The following is a 19,847-nucleotide window of genomic DNA, read 5'->3' on the forward strand; positions in this document are numbered from 1 at the left end:
GTAACGAATAACGAACAACCAGTAACTAAAAAGGCATTCCTATTCCAAAATTGTACTGAATAAAGTTATAAGGATCAGGAGCATTTGTAAGGCTATATTCTTCCTTAAATGCTTTACTATTAAACAATTCAGTTATCACCCATTGTTTATCACCGGTAAACTGAGGATCTTTTATTTTCAAGCCAGCATCAAATCGAAACACAAAGTACTGAAGGTCAAAACGTAACCCTGCGCCTGCGCCAATTGCTATCTGCCCCATAAATTTGTCAAATTTAAACTCCCCTCCTGGGTTTTCTACAGCCTCTCTCAATCGCCATACATTTCCGAAATCCGCAAACGTGGCTCCTTTTAGTTTAGCTCCAAAAAATCTGTTCAACACTTTAAATCGATATTCAACATTACCAACAATCTTAATTTCTCCCAATTGATCCAAATTCCGTAGTCGTAATCTTAATTCATCAGATAAAATGGCTCTATTATAATTTCCAGGACCGAGTGTTCTAGCTTGCCAAGCCCTTAGATCATTCATTCCACCACCAAAAAACTGTTTTTCAAATATTAAGAACTCTGAATTATTTCCAAAGGGCACACCAATTCCCGAATTAATTCGAGCAATGAATTGACGCTCGCCTCCTAAATAACGATATATCCTAAAATCAACCTCTGCTTTTACATATTGTAAATAAGGGACATTCAGAATAGTATTTTGTCCTAAATCATTCTTCTTAAAAGGAATAATTTTGCTAAGTAAATTTAACGTATTTCCGCTTAGATCCAGTGTTCCTCTAAAAAAGAGGAAATTATCATAGGTATTAAGTCGTAACGTATTAAAGGTATAGGCATATTGGCTTCCAATTCCAAAATAAGCCCTGTCGTTACTTTTAACATATAAATCGTATCCCTGATCCTCTAAAGTGTTTTTAAAGTCTTCATCTAACCTTCCCAGTCTATATTCTAAGGATAAGGGCGTTACGCTATGTAATTTATATTTGGTATCATACCAGTTATATGAAATAGAATTTATCACATACCTATTGCTGTAGGTATTTAATTGATCAAAAATCTGCCAATTAGTAGAAAATACGGTATGCGGCATTCCATTCTTGCCCATTAAGGGGATTTTAAATGGAACGATCAATCGAGGGATAGATAAATTAGCTCCAAACTGAAAGTCACGGTTCCAAACCCTGTTCCAGAGAGGTCCTCCTAATTGTGAATCGAAAAGCATACCGTAACGCGCTTTAACTTCTAATTGTTCAGAACCTCCAAATAGATTTCTATTTGTATAGGTATTGCCTAAATTAAAACCACTGCGTCCAGAAGAAAACACATATTCGCCTTCCACTCTATTTGCCATTCTTTTTGATGGTACCAGTTCATAATTAACAGTAAGAGAAGTAGAATCTCTCTTTTTATAGGTAGTTCGAATAGCCCTAAAGCTGTTTAATTCATATAAACGATCATAAGTTAAGTTTTCCCGTTCAGCATCAAATGCATCCCCTTTTTTTGGATATATATAACGTGCCAAGGGTTTGGGTTTAAATTTCTTTGAGTAATCTTGCACAACTAAAGCACCTGGTAAAATTGTTTTTACTGCCGAGCTATCACCAAACCCCTCCTCACTATTTTTAATAGTCACAAAACTACTATCAATTTTAAAAACTGTATGGGCACTCTTTCCTTCCGGATTATCGATAAATAGCCTTAGGTTGGCTTGGCCTTGATTGGTATTAGTATCCACCTCAAATCGCACGTACTGTCTGACATAGTCGTAATAACCACGCCTGCGCATCAAATTATATATAGATTCACGTTCCTTTGCCAAGGTATCCGCATCAAATCTCATCCCTGTTTTTAGTGAAGTATGCTGTGATGCATATTCTTGATAGATTCGTTCGACTTCCGAATCTGCAATTTCACTGTCGATATTTCTGACATTAAATGGCTCACCCTGTTTCGCATTAAAAACAATACGCGCTTTTTTCTTTCTTACGGATATGGCACTTGTAACCTGCGCATTAAAGTAGCCCTTTGCAGCTAAAAATTTTTGAATTTGATTTCTTGATATCTCTACCAATGAGCTATCTAAAATACTGGGAGCCTCACCTACATTTCTTATTTTATCGGTTCTGTATTTACCTTTTTTGCTATTAGCAAAATTGTAAATAAATAGGTTTATGGAAGAGTTTGGCTGAATTTCTCGTTGTATATATGCTGAAGCCTCATCTTTAAATTGCTTGTTTATTCCGTTTAATTTTACTTTCGTAACGAGTGCCTGATCATCATTTAATAATCTTGTTGACCTACATGATGTAATAAATAGCGACAAAAGCACTATAATTGCAAATAAAAAAAAATTAACTAGTCGTGATGCTCTCAAAGTCTCAGCTTCAATTTATAAAATCCTTACACCAAAAAAAGTTCAGAAAAGAACATGGCCTCTTTATTGTTGAAGGCATTAAATCTATAACGGAATTTCTTCATTCAGATTATACTGTACATAGCATTTTCTGCACATCAAAAGTAGAACCAAAAATCGGTAATTTTCCTAAAAAAATAAAACTTAATATCATTAGTGAGAGAGATCTCACGGCAATTACCACCTTAAAAACACCTCAAGGTATATTAGCATTGGTAAAAGCACCTGATAATAAACGCTTGGATACAAAAGAATTAAAAAATAGTTTTACGCTGGTACTGGATAATATACAAGATCCCGGCAACTTAGGAACTATAATCCGTACAGCTGACTGGTTTGGAATAAATAAAATCATTTGTTCGGAAGACACTGTTGAGGCATTTAATCCCAAAGTTGTTCAGGCAACTATGGGATCATTGGCGCGGATGTCCATCGTTTACACAGATTTACAACTCGTCTTTCAGGACAATTCAATCCCTGTTTTCGTAGCATTATTAGATGGAAAATCAATTTATGAAACTACTTTTGGAAATGAAGGGCTAATATTGTTAGGAAATGAGGGGAATGGGGTAAGTAAAAATCTTTTAAACGCTGCAATGACAACAGTAACCATTCCTCGCTTTGGAAATGCAGAATCGCTCAATGTGGCTGTATCTGCTGCTATTTTCTGCTCTGAAATAAGAAAAAAAAGATAAAATAGAAAAAAATTAGTAAAGCAATATTATTTTACTATTTTTGCATGCCTAAAATAAGGAAAGGGTCGGATGGCCGAGTGGCTAGGCTGAGCTCTGCAAAAGCTCCTACAGCGGTTCGAATCCGCTTCCGACCTCATTAAAGAATTATTAAAGTATAAAAGCAATGGGAGTTACACGCTTAAAAAGAAAAGATAGAAGAAATAAAACAGTATCACGTCTTGAGGTTCAGTTTTTGAAACTAGGCCGTAATATTGAAGTTGGCAGCAAATCAAAAGAGCCAAAACACAGTCAAGTAGCAAAAAATGATGCTGTTTTAGCAAAGCTGACTACAGATAAAAAATAATTATCCATAATAAGATATATTGTTAAAGACCTGGAAATTTCAGGTCTTTTTTTATTTATACATTTTAACCTATATGCGAAAATTAGCGATGAATGAACTTTCACGCATAAGCGTAGAAGAGTTTAAACAGCAAGAGAAGTTACCTGTCACCGTGGTACTTGATAGTGTGAGAAGTTTGCATAATGTTGGATCCATTTTTCGTACCTCAGACGGTTTTGCTGTAGAGCGCATTGTTTTATGTGGTATAACTGGTACCCCACCACACCGGGACATAGAAAAGACAGCGTTAGGTGCCACGCAATCCATTGAGTGGGTTTATGTGCATGATATTAAAGAAGCGATTAATCATTTAAAGGCCGAAGGTAAAAAAATCCTTGCTGTTGAGCAGGCAGAGGGGAGCACGATGCTTCATCAATTTAATCCGTTACCTAAAGAAAAGTATGCACTTGTTTTTGGCAATGAGGTAAATGGTGTTTCTGAAGAAGCTATGCAAATGATAGATGCCTGTATTGAAATACCTCAGTTTGGCACCAAACATTCTTTTAACATTGTTATTTCTGCAGGTATTGTACTGTGGGATTTTTTTTACAAACTAAAATTAAAAAGCGGCTAACCATAAGCTGGTAGCCGCTTTAACAATTAAAAATTAACTAAACTATTTTAAAAGTCTATAAAAACTATTCGGCAATACAGTAGGCTTACGCATATTCTGCTATAGCATCCTTGCTTTCAAGCACTGATTTCCCCATCAAATATTCATCTACTTTTCGTGCACATTCCCTACCTTCTGAAATGGCCCAAACCACTAATGATTGGCCACGTCTCATATCACCGGCAACAAAGACATTGTTTACAGAGGTTTGATAGCTGCTTTCAGAGGCATTTACATTGCCTCGCGCATCTAATCCTACACCCAACTGTTTCAACAGACCTTCATGCTGAGGGTGTAAAAATCCCATTGCTAGTAAAGCCAGTTCGCAGGGAATTTCACGTTCGGAACCTGGAACTTCCGCAAATTTAACCGGACGTCCCATCGCATCAGTTTCCCAAGCTAAATCAACAACAAGTGCCCCTTTCAGGTTACCCTGTTCATCACCTATAAAAGATTTTGTATTGATGCTCCAAAAACGTTGACATCCTTCTTCATGCGAGGTTGTTGTTTTTAGCACCATAGGATAAGTTGGCCATGGCATTGCCGCACTTCTAGATGCGGGCGGTTGCGGCATTAATTCAAACTGTGTAATGGTAGTAGCTCCATGTCTATTTGAAGTACCTACACAATCTGAACCGGTATCTCCTCCACCAATAACTAATACATTTTTCCCTGTAGCAAGTAGATCCGCTTCCTGAAAATCAGATTCACCAACCCTTTTGTTCTGCTGCTTTAGAAACTCCATAGCAAAATGAACGCCTTTTAATTCACGACCGGGGATGTTCAAATTTCTTGGAATGGTAGATCCACCAGCCAAAACAATAGCGTCATACGATTTAAGTTCAGCAGTTGGTACATTTCCGCCAACTTCAGCGTTGCACTTAAATACCACACCCTCTTGTTTCATAATGTCCACACGTCTATCAATCACCCATTTTTCCAATTTAAAATCAGGAATACCATATCTCAAGAGACCACCCGGTTTATCATCACGTTCATATACGGTAACTTCGTGGCCTGCCTTGCTTAATTGCGCAGCAGCAGCTAATCCTGCCGGACCGGACCCAATAACTGCAACTGTCTTACCCGTTTTTACGGATACAGGTTTAGCTTTGGCAAAACCTTTCTGATAGGCTATTTCAGCTATATGTTTTTCAATTTCTTCAATAGCTACAGGAGAACGGTTGATACCTAGCACGCAAGCAGACTCACATGGAGCAGGGCAGATGCGCCCCGTAAACTCTGGAAAGTTATTTGTTGATGATAATATTTCAAAGGCATCTTCCCATTTTCCGTCATATACCGCATCATTGAATTCAGGTATAACGTTTCCAAGCGGGCAACCCGAATGACAAAAAGGAATACCACAATTCATACATCGCGCGGCCTGTGTGTTCAACTCTTCTTCACTAAAACTGTGTACGAATTCTTTATAATTTTTAAGACGATCCTGCGGAGCATCTTTAGATGGAAGTTGTCTTTCAAACTCTTTGAACCCTGTTACTTTTCCCATTTCTCAATCTATATTTTTAAGCCTCAACTAATTTTGTCTGCAAAACCTTCTTGTACTCTTTAGGGAATACCTTCACAAACAAGCCGCGATCATTTTTCCAATTACTTAATATGTTTGAAGCCAATTTACTGTTAGTCAAATTTATATGCCGTTTAAGCAAATTAATAATCTGTGTCTCATCGTCAGCTTCTAATGGATCTAAATCAACCATTTCTAAATTACAGCGGTCTCTAAAAGTACCATTGATATCATAAACCCATGCAATACCACCACTCATTCCAGCAGCAAAGTTTCTACCGGTTTCTCCTAAGATTAAAGCTCTCCCTCCTGTCATGTATTCACAACCATGATCGCCTACACCTTCCACTACGGTAGTGGCCCCCGAGTTACGAACGGCAAATCGCTCTCCTGCTTGTCCACATACAAATAAGTGCCCAGATGTAGCACCATATAGAGCAACGTTGCCTATGATAATATTTTCATGGGGTATCAATTGGCTGTTATCAACTGGATAAATAGCTAATTGTGCTCCAGACAAACCCTTTCCGACATAATCGTTGGCTTCTCCTTCCAATTCAAAAGAAAGTCCTTTAGCGGCAAAAGCACCGAAGCTCTGCCCAGCCGAGCCGATAAACTTAAAGTTAATAGTATTATCAGGTAATCCCTCTGAGCCATAAATTTTAGAAACTTCATTAGATAATAATGTCCCTATTGTACGGTCGGTGTTCTTAACGTTAAAGGTACCAAATACAGGCGTTTTACTTTCAAGCGCCTTATCGGCTTGCTTGAGCATCCCCCAATCAAGAATCATATCCATGCCATGATCTTGTGATTCTGTTTGATAAAGGCTTTTCCCTACATAGTTTTGAGGGGCATAAAGTATTCCTGATAGATCTAATTTATTAACTTTCCAGTGATTTAAATCTTCGCGGACTTTAAGGAACTGTGCCTTACCTACCATTTCATTAATGGTCCTGAAACCTAAACTGGCCATTATTTCCCTTAACTCCTCGGCCAAAAATTTAAACAAGTGAACAATATCTTCCGGTTTACCTGTAAATAATTTACGCAATTCTGGATCTTGTGTAGCAACACCAACAGGACAAGTATTTAAGTGGCATTTACGCATCATAATACACCCACCTGCTACAAGAGCGGCTGTAGCTACGCCCCACTCTTCTGCACCCAATAATGTTGCGATTGCTAAATCTCTACCTGTTTTCAACTGACCATCCGTTTGTAGAACAACGCGACTACGCAGTTGATTTTTAACCAATGTTTGTTGTGCTTCTGCTAAACCAAGTTCCCATGGCAAGCCAGCATGTTTAATTGAACTGATAGGTGAAGCACCAGTACCGCCATCATAACCTGCAATTAGAATTACATCGGCATGTGCCTTTGCTACACCTGCAGCGATCGTACCAACTCCAGCCTTCGAAACTAATTTTACATTGATGCGTGCTGCACGATTAGCATTCTTTAAATCAAAAATTAATTGTTTTAGGTCTTCAATCGAATAAATGTCATGATGTGGCGGAGGAGAAATCAAACCAACACCAGGGGTAGCATGTCTTACTTTTGCAATCCATTCATCCACTTTATCTCCAGGTAATTGCCCTCCTTCACCAGGTTTCGCTCCTTGCGCCATTTTGATTTGTAATTCATCAGCCTGAGAAAGGTAGTGAGATGTTACACCGAATCTAGCTGATGCAATTTGTTTGATCGCTGAACGCATTGAATCGCCATTCGGTAAAGTTTGATACCTGATCTCATCTTCTCCACCTTCTCCAGTATTGCTTTTACCTCCTATACGGTTCATTGCAATTGCTAATGTACTATGCGCTTCATGCGAGATAGATCCAAATGACATTGCTCCAGTGGCGAAGCGCTTCATAATATTCTCTGCAGGCTCTACTTCGTCCAGCGCTATTGGCGTCCGGTGTTTTGCAAAATCAAACAATCCTCTTAACGTATACATCCGCTCCTTTTGATTGTTTATATGAGAGGCATATTGTTTATATATCTCATAATTACCTGTTCTACATGATTGTTGCAATAAGTGAACAGTTGTAGGATTAAAGAGGTGAGCTTCTCCTCTCCTTCTCCATTGGTAAATACCTCCTTCTGGCAGTAAGCTTACTTTTTTATCATTGTGAAAGCCCCTATTGTGTTTACTTAAAACCTCTTTAGCTATATCATCTAAATTTAAGCCACCAATACGCGAAACAGCTCCACAGAAGTATTTGTCAACAACTTCTCTGCTAATCCCTAGCACTTCAAAAATCTGCGCGCCCTGATAAGATTGTAATGTAGAAATACCCATCTTTGAGAAGATCTTTAGTAAACCATTACAAACTGCTTTCACATAATTTTTTGATAAGTCAGGCCATATTAAAGGCGTATCTATCACACCACTTTCTTTAAGCGTTCTAATAGAAGCTAAAGCCATATATGGATTAATAGCCGTTGCGCCAAAAGCTAATAAACATGCGAAGTGGTGAACTTCCCAAACATCACCTGCTTCCGCCACTAATCCTACCGCACCCCTATATCCAGTTTTTATTAGATGGTGATGCACAGCAGATACGGCCAATAACGATGGTATTGCAGCGTGTTGTGAATCTATTGCTCTATCAGAAAGTATTAAAACTTCAAATCCATCACGCACGGCATCTTCAGCATAACGGCATAAGCGAGCCAAGCCCTCTTCCAAAGCCCCTTCTTTACCATCAGCCTTAAAATATGTTTGAAGCGTTTTAGCCTGAAAAATACCAGTATCTATACTACGCAATTTCTCTAAATCCCTGCTGGTAACAATAGGGTGTTCAAGCGCTACGCAATGACAATGCATTTTATCTTCATCTAAGATATTACCGGAGTTGCCGATAAACGTAGACAAACTCATTACCAGCCTTTCTCTGATAGGATCGATGGGAGGATTGGTAACCTGAGCAAAGTATTGTTTAAAATAACTACTCAAGTGTTGAGGATGTTCAGACAATACTGCAAGAGGTACATCGGTTCCCATTGAGCCAATAGGCTCTTTGCCATCAACTGCCATGGGAACTAATATTCCTTCTACATCCTCTCTAGAATAACCAAAAATTTGTTGATATCTAAATACGGATTCTTTAGAAAGATAGGTAAAAGTAACCCTTGGTTCCGCTAAATCATTTATATTAATTTTGTATTTATCAAGCCAGTCTCCATAAGGCTGTTTACTTGCCAACTCAAATTTGATATCAGCATCGCTCAATATTTCGCCTTTTTCCATGTCAACCAGAAATATTTTCCCAGGTTGTTGACGACCTTTTTTAATAATCGTACTTTCTTCTATGGGCAGAGCACCTGCTTCAGACGCCACCACCACCCTGTCGTCATTTGTGACAGCGAATCGTAGTGGCCTTAAACCGTTACGGTCTAACATTGCTCCAATGGTGGATCCATTTGTAAAACAAAGAGCGGCAGGTCCATCCCATGGTTCCATAATGGTAGCATGGTATTCATAAAATGCTTTTCTTAGAGGATCCATTGCATTATTACCGTCCCAAGCTTCCGGTACTAACATGAGCATAACATGGGGTAAAGAACGTCCGCTGTGCAACAGCAATTCCACCACATTATCTAAAGAAGCTGAGTCTGATAATCCAGGATCTACTACCGGCAATAAAATCTCCAGTTCTTCATCGGAGAAATAAGGTGAAGAAATGGATCTAAGACCAGCATAAAAGCGATTGAGGTTACCTGTCAGCGTATTAATTTCACCATTATGTGATACAATACGGAAAGGTTGTGCCAATTTCCACGAAGGAAAAGTATTAGTTGAAAAGCGTGAATGTACTAAGCCAAAAGCAGAAACAACCCGTTCATCAGATAAATCATTATAATAAGAACGAACTTGATAGGTAGTAAGTTGTCCTTTGTAAATAATTGTTTTACTCGATAATGATGGCACATAAAATTGTTCTTTGACTTCCGGTAATTCTTCTTTGATCTTCTTAACAATCAGCCTTCGAAGTACAAATAACTTACGATCAAAGTCATCTGTATTTCGAACATCTTTAGGACGTCCAACAAAAAATTGTATAATAGATGGCTCGGCACTTAAAGCGGTTACCCCTACTCCCTCAGGTGTAACAGGAACTTCTCTTATCCCTAGAAAGTTTAGACCTAATTGAGATGCCGCACTTTTTATCAGGTCAACGCACTGTGTATTTAAAAGTGGTTCTTTCGGCAAAAAAGTCATACCAACACCATAATACCCTGGCTCGCCCAATCGAATATCTAGTTTACTACATTCTTCCCACAAAAACTCATGTGGTAACTGGATCATGATACCGGCACCGTCTCCGCTTTCTTCGTCACATCCGCATGCACCGCGATGTTCCATGTTCTCCAACATCGTCAAGGCGTCTTGAACCTGACGGTGACTTTTCAATCCTTTTAGATGAGCCACAAAGCCTACTCCGCACGCATCATGCTCAAACTCAGAACGATACAACCCCTGTTCTTCCATATCTTCAACTGTATTTTGTTATTGCTTAGTTTAAATAGATTGCTAAATTAACATTATTATTCGACAATATTAAATATTTGCTATTTTTTTAAATAAAAATTTGACGAAATACCTACAATAACACTATATACTTAACAATATCGCAAACAAACAATACAAGCTATTTAATACATACTTAATTAAAAAAAACAACCTGATTACCAAGTTAATACATTAAGTTAAAAAAAAGATCACAGTAATTTAACTTTTTTTTCTACTTTTGCGGTGGGTAAGTCTTTTACGACCAGCTCCCTTTGAACTCCCCCAGGGTGGGAACACAGCAAGGGTAAGAGGTTGAGCGGTGCGATAAAAGGGGCTTGCCCATTTTTTATTTCTAATCATTTCGTTTTCCCTATTTTAAATTCTAAATATTGGTTACTTTTGTGACATTCGTAATCCAAACTTTAACAGTAAATTTTTATGAAATTTTTTATCGATACAGCAAACCTTCAACAAATTAAGGAGGCTCAAGATTTAGGCGTATTAGACGGCGTAACTACCAATCCAAGCTTAATGGCTAAAGAAGGCATTAGCGGGGCTGAAAACGTAATCAACCATTATAAAGCGATCTGTGCGATAGTAGACGGTGATGTGAGCGCTGAGGTTATCAGTACAGATTTTGACAATATCATTAAAGAGGGACATGAACTTGCCAAATTGGATGATAAAATTGTTGTAAAAGTTCCAATGATTAAAGATGGCATAAAAGCTATTAAATATTTCAGCGGTGAGGGAATTAAAACGAATTGCACACTTGTATTCTCTGCAGGGCAGGCACTTTTAGCGGCTAAGGCTGGAGCAACATATGTTTCTCCTTTTATTGGAAGACTAGACGACATCTCTACAGACGGGTTGAGTTTAATTGAAGATATTCGTCTTATTTATGATAATTATGCCTATGAAACTCAAATTTTAGCGGCATCTGTTCGTCATTCCATACATATCATTGAATGTGCTAAAATAGGAGCTGATGTCATGACAGGACCTCTATCGGCTATCTTATCATTGCTTAAACACCCGCTTACTGATAGTGGTTTGGCTCAGTTTTTAGCAGACCACGCAAAAGCTGCTGGTAAATAAAAGATATCATGGTCAATAAGCAACCATAAACTTATTGACCATGTTTTTCTCCATTGCAAGAATTACGGCTATACAGCGGAATAAATGGAGCAACCCATTAGACATAGTAACAATTACTTGCAAACGATTTTCAAACAGCATTTAAGATTATCTTCACAAATGTTTTATTATGGATATATTAGACCTGGTCATTATTGGCGGTGGTCCTATCGGTTTAGCCTGTGGGATTGAGGCTAAGAAAGCAAATCTCAATTATATAATTCTTGAGAAAGGTTGCTTGGTTAATTCGTTGTTCAATTATCCTCAACATATGACCTTTTTCTCTACTTCTGAGAAACTAGAAATTGGTGAAATTCCTTTTGTTTCAATTAATCCTAAACCTAAAAGATTGGAGGCGCTGGAATATTATCGTCGCATCCAACAGTCGTTTGGCTTAAAAGTTAATTTATTTGAGGAGGTCACCGACGTAACGAAGGAGGAAGAAATATTTATAGTGCAATCAAAAAAAAATAAATATCATTCCAAACATGTTATCTTAGCTACTGGCTTTTATGACAAGCCTAATCTAATGAATATTCCGGGGGAACATCTTCCTAAAGTGAAACATTATTATAATGATCCTCATTATTATGCCAATCAAAATATTGTTGTTATAGGTAGCAGCAATTCGTCAGTAGATGCTGCACTCGAAACCTATCGTAAAGGAGCTCATGTTACAATGGTTATCAGAAAGGAACATATTAGTCCGAGGGTAAAATATTGGGTAAAACCAGATATCGAAAATCGCATAGCAGAAGGGTCTATCACAGCCTATTTCAATAGCTGTTTGTCTGCAATTGAAAATGATAAGGTTCATATACTTACACCCAATGGCCCGCTTACTCTTCCAAACGATTTCGTTCTTGCATTGACAGGTTACCAACCAAATTTTGATTTCCTAAGACAACTTAAGATTAACCTATCAGAGGACGATCTGCTTATTCCCGAACATGATAAATCCTCCATGGAAACAAACATTCCCAACCTTTATCTTGCAGGCGTCGTGTGTGGGGGTATGAATACACATCTTTGGTTTATTGAAAATTCACGTATCCATGCTAAACAAATAATTACACATATTTTAACAAAAGAAAAAGGCTAAGCCTAAGGAAATTACCTCTCCTGTTATTTCATAATGAATACAATACTTGATCGCATCTATAATTTTTTTACTAATTTTGGAACTTATGGAAGATGGTTCACAGATTACCGAATTCGGAAAGGTATTCATTTACCTAATAATAGGAACTTTAATGGTTCTTTTTACGCTCTTGTTAGGTAAAATTCTGTCGCCCCGCAAACCCACTGCAGCTAAACAAAGCACTTACGAATGTGGAGAAGAATCAATTGGTAGCGCTTGGGTTCAATTTAATTCTAAATTTTATGTAATTGCCCTTGTGTTCCTTCTGTTTGATGTTGAAATGGTGTTTATTTTTCCGTGGACAACGGTGTTTGGGTCGGCAGAATTTATTGCTGCAGATGGACGTTGGGGTTGGTATACGCTGATCGAAATGTTTCTCTTTATAGGAATATTGATTGTAGGATTGGTGTACGTATGGAGGAAGGGCGATTTGGAATGGATAAAGCCCTCTCCTATTAAACCAACCATAAACAATGTAGTTCCCCAACATATTTATGATAGTATAAATAAAGAGCTTTATCAAACAAAATCTTTTCAATTCGCACAGCCACTTAATGAGGAAGTGAACGATACAAAGGTAATTGCTAAACCTGCTTTTAAGCCGAAATTTATAAAAAAGGATCCTTAGGATGAGTACTGACACACAAGCTCCAGACAGCGGAATTATTGTAGCCAAATTAGATGATCTTCTAAATTGGGCTCGCTTATCATCTATGTGGCCTGTAAGTTTCGGTATTGCGTGCTGTGCTATAGAAATGATGGGGGCTATGGCTGCAACCTATGACCTAGACAGATACGGTGTGTTTCCAAGAGCCTCTCCCCGGCAAGCAGATGTGATTATTATTGCTGGTACGGTAACTTTTAAAATGGCCGATAGAATCCGTTTATTATACGAACAAATGCCCGAACCAAAGTATGTTATCTCAATGGGATCATGTGCTAACTGTGGCGGACCTTATTGGCAACATGGATATCACGTTGTGAAGGGCGTCGATAAGATTATACCGGTAGATGTATATGTGCAGGGGTGCCCGCCTCGGCCAGAAGCACTTATTGGAGCATTTCTGGAATTACAGAAGAAAATAAGTACAGAAAATACTATTAATAAAAATGTTAACACTTAAATATAATTTGTTGGTTAAGTAAATACTTGACTAGGATAATATGGAAAAAGATTTTTATGGTGATTTACGATTAGGCATTCTTGGTGGAGGTCAGCTTGGACGTATGCTTATACAGGAAGCCATTAATTTAAATGTAAGTATATCTATTTTAGATCCTGATGCTGATGCACCTTGCAAAAAATTGTGCGACAAATTTGAAGTAGGATCTTTGAGCGATTTTGAGACCGTCTATAAATTTGGTAAGCAGGTAGACATGCTTACCATTGAAATCGAAAAAGTGAACGTCGACGCACTGGAAAAGTTAGAGGAAGAAGGTGTCATCGTTTTTCCACAAGCCCGTGTAATACGCTTAATACAAGATAAAGGCTTGCAAAAACAATTCTTTAAACAAAATGACATTCCGACAGCACCTTTTCAGCTTTTCTCTTCAAGAGATAACTTAAAAGAATGTTTAATACCGTTTCCTTATATTCAGAAATTAAGAAAAGATGGCTACGACGGTAAAGGTGTGTATAAAGTGGTTAGTGAAACCGATCTCGCAGATGCTTTTGATGCTCCATCTTTAACAGAGCAATGGATAGATTTTGAAAAAGAAATTGCTGTGATTGTTGCTAGAAATGATAATGGAGAAGTTTCTGCATTTCCACTAGTTGAAATGGAATTTAATCCGGCGGCAAATTTGGTTGAATTTTTAATCTCACCATCAACGCTGCCTTTTGAAATTCAGCAACGAGCTGAACAATTAGCTATTAAAATTGCTGAAGACCTGCAGATAGTAGGATTACTCGCTGTGGAGATGTTTTTAACCAAGGAGAATGAAATTTTAGTAAATGAGCTTGCTCCACGTCCTCACAACAGTGGTCATCATACCATAGAAGGAAATCTCACATCACAGTTTAGTCAACATTTAAGGGCTATTTTTAACCTACCACTTGGTAACAGTAGTGCACGCAGCAATGCTGTAATGATTAATCTACTAGGCGATAAATCCTATGAAGGACTTGCAGTTTATGAAGGCCTTGAAGAAATAATGGCTGAGGAAGGTGTATATGTACATTTGTACGGAAAGAAATTCACAAAACCTTTTCGTAAAATGGGACATGTAACGGTAATCAATGAGGATCGCGAAAAGGCTATTGAATTGGCAAGGAAAGTTCAAAACACTATTAAGGTAATTGCATAAATAAGATAAACATCATGACACAAACTGGTCAACATCCTTCGGTAGGCATTATAATGGGAAGTAAATCGGATCTTCCGATTATGGAAGATGCAATCAAAATTTTGAAAGAGCTGGGGGTGAATACCGAAGTTTCCATCGTTTCTGCCCACAGAACTCCTGAACGTATGTTTGATTATGCAAAAAATGCAGCTTCCCGAGGTCTTAAAGTCATTATTGCTGGTGCGGGAGGGGCAGCCCACTTACCTGGTATGGTGGCATCTATTACGCACTTACCAGTAATTGGAGTACCGGTAAAATCCTCTAATTCTATTGACGGTTGGGATTCTATTTTGTCTATTCTTCAAATGCCCAATGGGATACCTGTAGCTACTGTAGCTTTAAATGCTGCAAAAAACGCAGGTTTGCTAGCTGCTCAAATATTAGCTACTGCAGATGAGCAGTTAGCCCAAAATGTACTGAATTTTAAACAAGAATTAAAGATAAAAATTGAAGAGACTGCCGCTGAAGTTGAAAAAATGACCTTCTAGCTAGCTAATTTAGCTCTTTATCTAACAAATCTATTTTTCTATTGTTCCAAGATTATAAGGAAAATAGTTTTATGAACAAACTCAAAGATAAAGTAGCACTTATTACAGGTTCCGATTCAGGAATTGGAAGAGCGATTGCGGAAGCGTTTGCCAAAGAAGGGGCGCATGTAATTATCACGTATCATTCAGATAAAGAAAGTGCACAAAAAGCAGAAAAAAGGCTTAAAAAAGAAAATATAAAAACGGCTGTTTATCAATTAGATGTTAGCGATGAGGACAGTGTTCACAACGTTTTCAGCAGTGCTTATAAACATTTTGGAAAAATCGACATATTGGTAAGCAATGCAGGTGTAAATGGAAGTAACATCCCCGTGATGGAAATGGAAACCGCTACTTTTGATAAATGTATCAAAACAAATTTATATGGTGCATTTTATTGCTGTCGGCAATTTATTCAGCTACGAAAGAATAAATTAGCTGGAGCAAAGATTATTATCGTTAGTTCTATTCATGAAGAGGTATGCAATCCGGGCAATGCAGATTATAACGCGTCGAAAGGCGGAGTTAAAAATTTCAGTAAAAGCTTGGCCCTAGAGCTTGCTGCTAGGGGTGTATGCGTCAACAATATTGCTCCCGGAATGATTCTTACACCGATGAATCAGGAAGCCGTGAACAGTGAAAAAATACGGAAGGATAAAGAAAAGCACATTCCGTTAAAGCGCGCAGGTAAACCTGAAGAACTTGGGCCTTTGGCTGTTTATCTCGCTTCCGGTGATAGTGATTACGTGACTGGAACAACGTTCACCATTGATGGCGGATTAAGTATAAACTTAGGTCAAGGGGCCTAATTAACTCCATATTACATTGTATTGACTTCCGGTTAACATGCATTCTAAAAAATAGACGTATCTTTGCGCTTTATTTTAGCAAATATGAGCAAGCACGGTCGAATTTTAGTTGCAATGAGTGGCGGGGTGGATAGTTCCGTTGCTGCAGTTATGCTTCACGAGCAAGGATACGAAGTTATTGGTTTAACCATGAAAACATGGGATTACGCTTCTTCCGGTGGTTCATCAAAAGAAACAGGCTGCTGTAGCTTAGATAGCATTAACGATGCGCGCGCTTTGGCTGTAGGTTACGGATTCCCGCATTATATACTTGATATCAGAAATGAATTTGGAGATTTTGTAATAGACAACTTCGTTGATGAGTATTTAGCCGGTCGTACACCCAATCCCTGTGTGTTATGTAATACCCATATTAAATGGGAAGCACTATTAAAGCGTGCGGATAAATTAGATTGTGAATTCATCGCGACAGGTCATTATGCAAATATACGTTTGGAAGAAAACGGCAGACATGTCATTTCTAAAGGAAAAGATGAGCATAAAGATCAATCTTACGTTCTGTGGGGAGTATCTCAAAAAAATCTTGCTAGAACGAGATTCCCACTAGGAAGTTTTACGAAAGCCGAAATCAGACAGATGGCATTTGATATGGGGCAAATGGAACTCGCCAACAAATCTGAGAGTTATGAGATTTGTTTTGTTCCTGACAATGATTACCGCTCTTTCTTGAGACATAAAGTGGAAGACATCGATGAACGGATTGGCCCTGGAAATTTTATTTTGACAGATGGAACTGTGGTTGGCAAACATGCAGGCTATCCTTATTATACCATAGGCCAGCGTAAAGGGCTAGGTATCGCATTAGGAAGACCTGTTTTTGTGACCAGGATCTTAGCAGAGAGCAACACTGTTATATTGGGTTCGGAAGAAGAATTGGAAAAAGATACAGCGTATGTTAAAAATTACAATTTGGTTAAATATGAAAGCTTAGAACATTCCATTGAAGCTGTTACCAAAATACGATACAAAGATGCAGGCATGATAAGTAATATAATCGAGGAAAACAACCTTATTAAAGTAGACTTTCATCACCATGTTAAAGGTATCGCACCTGGTCAGTCGGCCGTCTTCTATGAAGGCAGTGATTTACTTGGTGGAGGCTTCCTAATGTAAATTTTAATGAAATTCTAATATCGAATGTAAAAAAGATAAAGTTTCAATACTTACATTTGAAATACTAAAATGGTAGCCGAAGACGTATGCTTCGGCTTATTTTTTATCAAAAAAGACTTGGGGTTTGCTAAAACATGAATAAATCCCTTTATTTGCAGAAATCAAAGATACTGAATGGCAAAGAACTTATTAATTGTAGAATCACCGGCAAAGGCAAAAACAATAGAAGGATATTTAGGAAAGGATTTTTTAGTAAAATCAAGTTACGGACATATCCGAGATTTAGTTAAAACTGATGACGCTATTGATACCACAAACAATTTTAAACAAAAGTATGAGGTGCCAGCAGATAAAAAAGCAGTTGTAAGCGAACTAAAAAAACTTGCAAAAGCTGCAGAGACAGTATGGTTAGCATCTGATGAGGACCGGGAAGGAGAAGCTATATCCTGGCATTTATATGAGACTTTAAATTTGAGTGACCAAAGCACCAAACGTATTGTTTTTCATGAGATTACTAAGCCTGCCATATTAAAAGCCATTGAACAGCCTCGTAAAATTGATTTTAATTTGGTAAATGCACAGCAAGCTAGGCGTGTACTCGATAGGCTTGTTGGTTTTGAGTTATCGCCAGTTCTATGGAAAAAAGTAAAACCTTCTTTGTCTGCCGGACGCGTGCAGTCAGTCGCCGTAAGACTACTGGTAGACAGGGAGCGTGAAATAATTAAATTTGCCCCTGAAGCAGCCTTTCGTCTAGTAGCCATATTTTATACCGGCGAAAAAAAAGAGTTATTTAAAGCAGAACTATCACAACGTTTTGCAAATATAGCAGATGCTGAGAGGTTCTTAAACGATTGTATAAGTGCAACTTACGAAGTAAAAAGTTTAGAGACAAAACCAAGTAAACGTAATCCGGCTGCACCTTTTACAACTTCTACGCTCCAACAGGAAGCAAGTCGGAAACTGGGTTTTTCTGTAGCACGTACTATGACAATAGCACAACGTTTATATGAATCGGGAAAGATTACTTATATGCGTACGGATTCTGTAAATCTAAGCGAAACTGCTCTGGTTACTGCCGAAAAAGAGATAAATACTGCTTATGGCCAAAAATACTACAAGAAAAGACAATATAAAACAAAGTCGGCAGGAGCTCAGGAAGCACACGAAGCCATTCGTCCTACGTATTTTGATCAGCATTCGATAGAAGGCGATTCTTCGGAACGCCGTTTATATGAACTGATCTGGAAACGTGCCATCGCCTCCCAGATGAGCGAAGCTGAATTTGAAAAAACCACGGCGAAAATCAATATTTCCACGCGCACCGAAGAATTCGTCGCAAATGGAGAGGTTATGAAATTTGACGGTTTTTTAAAAGTATATTTCGAATCAACCGATGAAGAACAAGATATAAATATTGACGAATCTGGTGACAACTCTTTACTTCCACCCCTTCAAAGCGGTCAAAAATTGGGACTTAAAGAAATGGTTGCAACCGAACGTTATAGCAGGCCGCCTGCCAGATATACAGAAGCTAGTTTGGTTAAAAAACTTGAAGAGTTAGGGATTGGGCGACCATCAACTTATGCCCCAACTATTTCAACCATACAAAATAGAGGGTACGTTGTAAAGGAGGATAGAGATGGTAAACAACGTACATACCGCGTACTGAAGTTAAATGCAGGAAATGTTACTACTGAAAAGAAAACTGAAATTACAGGCGCTGAAAAGTCCAAACTCTTCCCTACAGATATAGGTATTTTAGTAAATGACTTTCTTGTAGAACATTTTAAAGATATCGTTGACTTTAACTTTACAGCTATTGTTGAAAAAGAATTTGATGAGATAGCTAATGGGTTAAAAGAATGGACGGCAATGCTTCATAACTTTTATGGCCCGTTCCATACAGAGGTTACAAATACAATTGAAAATGCTGACAGGGCAAGTAGCGAACGTTTACTAGGAAAGGACCCACAAACCGGGAAGCAAATAAGTGTTAGGATTGGCCGCTTTGGTCCGCTTGTTCAAATTGGATCGTCTGACGATGAGGAGAAACCTCAATTTGCTAGTCTTCGGGCGGGGCAAATGATAGAAACCATTACTTTAGAAGAAGCGCTAGAATTATTTAAACTACCAAAAAAAGTAGGTAGTTATGAGGATAAAGACATGAGTGTTGCTATTGGTAGATTTGGACCATATATTAGACATAATAATGATTTCTATTCACTTCCGAAAGGTTTGGATCCTATGGATGTTAATGAAGAGCAAGCTGTTGAAATTATAGAGCTAAAAAGGAAGAAGGATATCGAAAAAATAATTAAAACTTTTGACGAGAATCCTGATGCTCGAATTGAGCAGGGTCGCTGGGGTCCGTTCATCCGTTTTGGCAAACAGAATATTAAGATCCCAAAAAATAAAGAGGCGGGAACTATTACCTATGAAGAAGTTTTAGCACTAGCAGAAGCCGATAGTAAAACTTCCGGCGCTACTAAAAAGAAGAATACAGCAAGGGGTAAAACAACCAAAACAAAAAAGAGTTAATATATCGGAAAAATAAT

15 protein-coding genes, 1 tRNA gene and 1 other RNA gene are annotated in these 19,847 nt (G+C 38.0%); 14 read left to right on the top strand and 3 right to left on the bottom strand.

All coding sequences use genetic code 11. The features are described 5' to 3' along the window. Positions 1–25: 25 nt before the first annotated feature. Complete coding sequence (gene tamL, locus BMY50_RS10745; protein ID WP_238383770.1) at positions 26–2,335, bottom strand: translocation and assembly module lipoprotein TamL; 2,310 nt, start codon at positions 2,333–2,335, stop codon at positions 26–28. A 35-nt stretch (positions 2,336–2,370) separates the two neighbouring features. On the opposite strand from tamL, the gene BMY50_RS10750 reads away from it, so the two are divergent. From BMY50_RS10750 to BMY50_RS10765, 4 genes are all read left to right on the top strand, one after another. Beyond that, positions 2,371–3,114, top strand: coding sequence for a TrmH family RNA methyltransferase (locus BMY50_RS10750; RefSeq protein WP_093323871.1), 744 nt, complete (start codon positions 2,371–2,373; stop codon positions 3,112–3,114). A 63-nt stretch (positions 3,115–3,177) separates the two neighbouring features. Then, positions 3,178–3,248, top strand: a tRNA-Cys gene (locus BMY50_RS10755). Positions 3,249–3,277: 29 nt separating this feature from the next. Beyond that, on the top strand, positions 3,278–3,457 hold the full coding sequence (locus tag BMY50_RS10760) for a spore protein (protein ID WP_093323873.1): 180 nt from the start codon (positions 3,278–3,280) through the stop codon (positions 3,455–3,457). Between the two features lie 73 nt (positions 3,458–3,530). After that, positions 3,531–4,070: an RNA methyltransferase gene (locus BMY50_RS10765; protein ID WP_093323875.1), complete on the top strand. Its 540-nt coding sequence runs from the start codon at positions 3,531–3,533 to the stop codon at positions 4,068–4,070. A gap of 85 nt (positions 4,071–4,155) precedes the next feature. Here the strand turns inward: BMY50_RS10765 and BMY50_RS10770 are convergent, their stop codons facing one another. Together BMY50_RS10770 and gltB are read right to left on the bottom strand one after the other, a co-directional pair. Further along, a complete protein-coding gene (locus BMY50_RS10770) occupies positions 4,156–5,622 on the bottom strand; it encodes a glutamate synthase subunit beta (RefSeq protein ID WP_093323878.1) in 1,467 nt (488 codons plus the stop codon). 16 nt (positions 5,623–5,638) lie between these two features. Next, entirely contained in the window at positions 5,639–10,138 is a 4,500-nt protein-coding gene (gltB, locus tag BMY50_RS10775; protein ID WP_093323882.1) for a glutamate synthase large subunit, read from the bottom strand. 266 nt (positions 10,139–10,404) lie between these two features. Between gltB and ffs the strand changes: the two genes are divergently transcribed. From ffs to topA, 10 genes are all read left to right on the top strand, one after another. Then, positions 10,405–10,503, top strand: an RNA gene (gene ffs / locus BMY50_RS10780) — signal recognition particle sRNA small type. 94 nt (positions 10,504–10,597) lie between these two features. Further along, positions 10,598–11,257 (top strand): fructose-6-phosphate aldolase, encoded by a 660-nt coding sequence (gene fsa / locus BMY50_RS10785; protein WP_093323886.1) that lies wholly within the window; start codon positions 10,598–10,600, stop codon positions 11,255–11,257. 169 nt (positions 11,258–11,426) lie between these two features. Continuing rightward, positions 11,427–12,398, top strand: coding sequence for a YpdA family putative bacillithiol disulfide reductase (locus BMY50_RS10790; RefSeq protein ID WP_093323889.1), 972 nt, complete (start codon positions 11,427–11,429; stop codon positions 12,396–12,398). Between the two features lie 85 nt (positions 12,399–12,483). Further along, a complete protein-coding gene (locus tag BMY50_RS10795; protein WP_093323892.1) occupies positions 12,484–13,065 on the top strand; it encodes an NADH-quinone oxidoreductase subunit A in 582 nt (193 codons plus the stop codon). A gap of 1 nt (position 13,066) precedes the next feature. Continuing rightward, positions 13,067–13,561, top strand: coding sequence for an NADH-quinone oxidoreductase subunit B (locus tag BMY50_RS10800; RefSeq protein WP_093323895.1), 495 nt, complete (start codon positions 13,067–13,069; stop codon positions 13,559–13,561). 40 nt (positions 13,562–13,601) lie between these two features. Continuing rightward, entirely contained in the window at positions 13,602–14,744 is a 1,143-nt protein-coding gene (locus tag BMY50_RS10805; RefSeq protein WP_093323897.1) for a 5-(carboxyamino)imidazole ribonucleotide synthase, read from the top strand. Positions 14,745–14,758: 14 nt separating this feature from the next. Beyond that, positions 14,759–15,271, top strand: coding sequence for a 5-(carboxyamino)imidazole ribonucleotide mutase (gene purE / locus BMY50_RS10810; protein WP_093323899.1), 513 nt, complete (start codon positions 14,759–14,761; stop codon positions 15,269–15,271). Between the two features lie 71 nt (positions 15,272–15,342). Then, the gene (locus BMY50_RS10815; RefSeq protein ID WP_093323901.1) at positions 15,343–16,119 is read left to right on the top strand and encodes an SDR family NAD(P)-dependent oxidoreductase; all 777 of its coding nucleotides are present in this window, start codon (positions 15,343–15,345) and stop codon (positions 16,117–16,119) included. A gap of 84 nt (positions 16,120–16,203) precedes the next feature. Continuing rightward, complete coding sequence (mnmA, locus tag BMY50_RS10820) at positions 16,204–17,292, top strand: tRNA 2-thiouridine(34) synthase MnmA (protein ID WP_093323903.1); 1,089 nt, start codon at positions 16,204–16,206, stop codon at positions 17,290–17,292. 174 nt (positions 17,293–17,466) lie between these two features. After that, entirely contained in the window at positions 17,467–19,830 is a 2,364-nt protein-coding gene (gene topA / locus BMY50_RS10825; RefSeq protein WP_093323906.1) for a type I DNA topoisomerase, read from the top strand. Positions 19,831–19,847 lie beyond the last annotated feature (17 nt).

This window comes from Olivibacter domesticus, from assembly GCF_900109575.1.
GTDB lineage: Bacteria > Bacteroidota > Bacteroidia > Sphingobacteriales > Sphingobacteriaceae > Olivibacter > Olivibacter domesticus.

Bases quoted from the DNA above. Each gene is read 5' to 3' on its own strand.
- BMY50_RS10790 (WP_093323889.1), top strand. From the start codon at position 11,427: ATGGATATATTAGACCTGGTCATTATTGGCGGTGGTCCTATCGGTTTA.
- BMY50_RS10805 (WP_093323897.1), top strand. From the start codon at position 13,602: ATGGAAAAAGATTTTTATGGTGATTTACGATTAGGCATTCTTGGTGGA.
- gltB (WP_093323882.1), bottom strand. From the start codon at position 10,138: ATGGAAGAACAGGGGTTGTATCGTTCTGAGTTTGAGCATGATGCGTGC.
- BMY50_RS10750 (WP_093323871.1), top strand. From the start codon at position 2,371: ATGCTCTCAAAGTCTCAGCTTCAATTTATAAAATCCTTACACCAAAAA.
- BMY50_RS10770 (WP_093323878.1), bottom strand. From the start codon at position 5,622: ATGGGAAAAGTAACAGGGTTCAAAGAGTTTGAAAGACAACTTCCATCT.
- BMY50_RS10765 (WP_093323875.1), top strand. From the start codon at position 3,531: ATGCGAAAATTAGCGATGAATGAACTTTCACGCATAAGCGTAGAAGAG.
- fsa (WP_093323886.1), top strand. From the start codon at position 10,598: ATGAAATTTTTTATCGATACAGCAAACCTTCAACAAATTAAGGAGGCT.
- BMY50_RS10795 (WP_093323892.1), top strand. From the start codon at position 12,484: ATGGAAGATGGTTCACAGATTACCGAATTCGGAAAGGTATTCATTTAC.
- BMY50_RS10760 (WP_093323873.1), top strand. From the start codon at position 3,278: ATGGGAGTTACACGCTTAAAAAGAAAAGATAGAAGAAATAAAACAGTA.
- mnmA (WP_093323903.1), top strand. From the start codon at position 16,204: ATGAGCAAGCACGGTCGAATTTTAGTTGCAATGAGTGGCGGGGTGGAT.
- BMY50_RS10800 (WP_093323895.1), top strand. From the start codon at position 13,067: ATGAGTACTGACACACAAGCTCCAGACAGCGGAATTATTGTAGCCAAA.
- purE (WP_093323899.1), top strand. From the start codon at position 14,759: ATGACACAAACTGGTCAACATCCTTCGGTAGGCATTATAATGGGAAGT.
- topA (WP_093323906.1), top strand. From the start codon at position 17,467: ATGGCAAAGAACTTATTAATTGTAGAATCACCGGCAAAGGCAAAAACA.
- BMY50_RS10815 (WP_093323901.1), top strand. From the start codon at position 15,343: ATGAACAAACTCAAAGATAAAGTAGCACTTATTACAGGTTCCGATTCA.